Origin of the sequence: Corynebacterium sp. NML130628 (assembly GCF_001875665.1) — a bacterium.
In the GTDB taxonomy this organism is placed as follows: Bacteria; Actinomycetota; Actinomycetes; order Mycobacteriales; family Mycobacteriaceae; genus Corynebacterium.
In genome coordinates, this window is the sequence record NZ_MLAL01000022.1 from 1 (window position 1) to 2,757 (window position 2,757).

The 2,757-nt window shown below is 56.2% G+C and carries 1 protein-coding gene; it reads left to right on the forward strand.

From position 1 onward, the window contains the following. Positions 1 to 306: 306 nt before the first annotated feature. Positions 307 to 2,577, forward strand: a complete 2,271-nt coding sequence (locus BJP07_RS06370) for a hypothetical protein (protein WP_071566675.1) — start codon at positions 307 to 309, stop codon at positions 2,575 to 2,577. The last annotated feature ends 180 nt before the right edge of the window (positions 2,578 to 2,757 follow it).

Sequence of the window (2,757 nt, forward strand, 5' to 3'; positions counted from 1 at the left end):
AGCGTATATTATGCGGTGGTTTTGATTGTTGAACACCTGCTGACAGGTGTCGGTGGGTTTGTTGAACATGTTGGTTTGTCTGGGGTGATTGTTGAGCATTTTTCGGGTCATGTGTGCAGGTTGCGGGGTTGGATGTGTTGAACAATCCGGGTTTTTCAGGTGGTGTTTTCTCCGTTTGGTTGGCATGTTTTGGCCTGATTGACCATGTATAGTCTGGGTGCATAAACTTGGGGTCAGAACAACGAAGGGTTTCGTGGTGCACCAGCCGGTGTAGCGCGGTGGAAGATTGTAAGGATTGTGACAACGATGATGAACAGCATTGCGCGGAAGGTGTGTGTAGCGGCGTGTGTATTGGCTGTTGTGGCTAATGGTGCACAGGTAGCGCACGCGGAGATGGCTGTTGCTGACTCGTCGGTCACAGTCACCGCTGACGGGCCGGGGGCGGTGTTTCATAACTCGGTGACACAGCCGGGTCGTATTTCGACGTTGAAGTTTACTGATGCTCGCTCGATTGCTGGTAGCCAGGAGTCTTCACTGTATGTGGACTTGCGTGCTGATGGTGCGTTAGTGGATCTGGAATCTGCTGTCACCGTAGATACGCACCGTGATGGTGATGTTCAGGTGGTCACCTACCGTGGTGAAGACCAGGGTGCTGGTGTTGGAGTCGAGCGTGAGTTTCGCTTTGAGGCCAACCGTGTTGATGTGATTGTGCGGGTGACCAATACGAAGGATTCCTCGGCGTTTGTGCAGGCGGATCTGACGAATCAGATTAACTCCAAGGTGGCCCTTGCCGGTTCGTATGCTGATGGTACGTTCGTTGTTGCCCCGGCTCAGCTTGGGTATGCAACGACGGTGTCGTTTGCTGATGCGACCTCTTCTGGTGTGGCGGATGCCTTCCAGCGCACCACGGCTGCCGGTGAGGTCGGGTTTGTTGATCCGGCAGGGGCCAGCTTCCAGCGTGGTCGTTGGTTTGAGCGCATTGATGCTGGTGCCACGTTGACTGCCGCGATGCATATGGAGGTTGCAACCCAGGATAGTGCTGTTGATTCTGATGGTGATGGCCTACCAGATGTCTGGGAGCGTGAAGGGGTGACCTTACACGATGGTACGGTCATGCCGCTTGATCAGTGGGGTGCTGATCCTGAGCGTCCGGATTTGTTCCTACAGTTAAATTGGATGCAGTCGCAGTGGCAGCAGGCCGGGTGTAACACCGCGGATGCGGATGCTGATGCGTGCGCGCAGATGTCGGTGGCAAGCTACCGACCAAGTCGCGATATTTTGCAACAGCTGGTGGATCGCTTCGACCAGTACGGGGTCAACCTGCACATCGATGCCGGTGATACCTACACCAACATTGTCAATTACCCGACGCGTCACGGTGGGCAAACTGAAGCCTATACACCGTACTACTTCGAGGGCACGGTCCCTGGTATGAAGCTCGTCGAAAATATTGACACGATGCTGGGTGCGCGTGCGGCAGTCTTCCGGGTTGGTGTCATTGGCGACCAGATGCAGCGTGGCCACTGGGGCACTGGGTTGGCGTTGGTTGCGGATAACTCGTTTTATGTTGCCAAGCATGAACGCATGCGCACCGAGGATCAGCTGCGCAACACGATCATGCACGAGCTAGGGCACACCCTGGGGTTAAACCACAATGGTTCGATGAAGTTTGCCAACGAGGTGCCGCAGTCGGATTACCTGCCGAACTACTACTCGGTGATGAACTACCTCTACCAGTTCACGCACTTTAACTACTCGGATGAAGAATCTGTCTCTGGTGGCCCGCTTCCTGAGGTATGCAACCAGCCAGGGATGGACTGCTACACCGGTGAGTACCGTGTGCCTGCTGACTGGGACAACTTGATGATTAACACCGGCAAGATCGGCAAGGATTACACCTCCACCATCGGTGCTGCCCACGTCAAGGTTGATGCAAAGGCGTTGGATGCGCAGCAGCAGGCGATGCAGGCCGCCGAAAAAGCCCAGGGCAGCGTCAAGGTCACAGTTGCTGATAAGCAGCAGCTTCGTCGTGGGGACAACACGGTCAGTGTGAAGGTGGAAAACCCTGGGCTGGATGCAGCCCGCATGCGCCTTGAGGTTGTCTACCCGTCTGGTAAGGCTGAGCAGGTGGTTACCGTTGCGGGTCAGTCTGCGACCACGGTGCAGCTGCCGGTTGTAGTTGGTGTGGTGAAAACGTCTTCGTTGCCGTTGGATGTGCGTGTTCTCAACGAGGATGGTGGGCAAGCGTTTGCTGGCCGGTTTGATGTTGCCGCGGTAATGGATGCTGATGTTGATGGTGATGCGATGGCTGGTGCGCCGCGTAAACCGCAGGCGAAGACACAGGCCGCGCCGACTGCGAGTGTCACACCTGGCAAGCATGAGTCCTCGCAGCAGTTGACGACGCAGCGTCCAGCACCGAGTGTTGAGGATAGTAATCGTCAGGATGCGGCAAGCAAGGATCAGATCCAGGTAGAAGGCGAGACGAATATCGCGGCGATTGTTGCTCCGATTGTGGTGCTGTTGCTGCTCATCGGTGGTGGTGTTGCTGCGGCGATGGCTGGTGGTTTGCACTTCTAACACAACCAGTTACCAGGCTGTGGGGTCTGTGGCATCCGGGATTGTTCCCGGGGGCTACGGGCCTCTTTCCTTTTGCGTTGAAGGGCAGGTGGGTGTGCCGGGGGGATTGTTCCCCGAAGATCAGTGAAGCCGGGAACGATCTTCGTGGACACCCGCCGCGACCTGGGGAGATGTGAGCGT

Excerpts from the sequence above, each read along its gene's own strand:
- BJP07_RS06370 (WP_071566675.1), top strand. The coding sequence starts at position 307 with ATGATGAACAGCATTGCGCGGAAGGTGTGTGTAGCGGCGTGTGTATTG.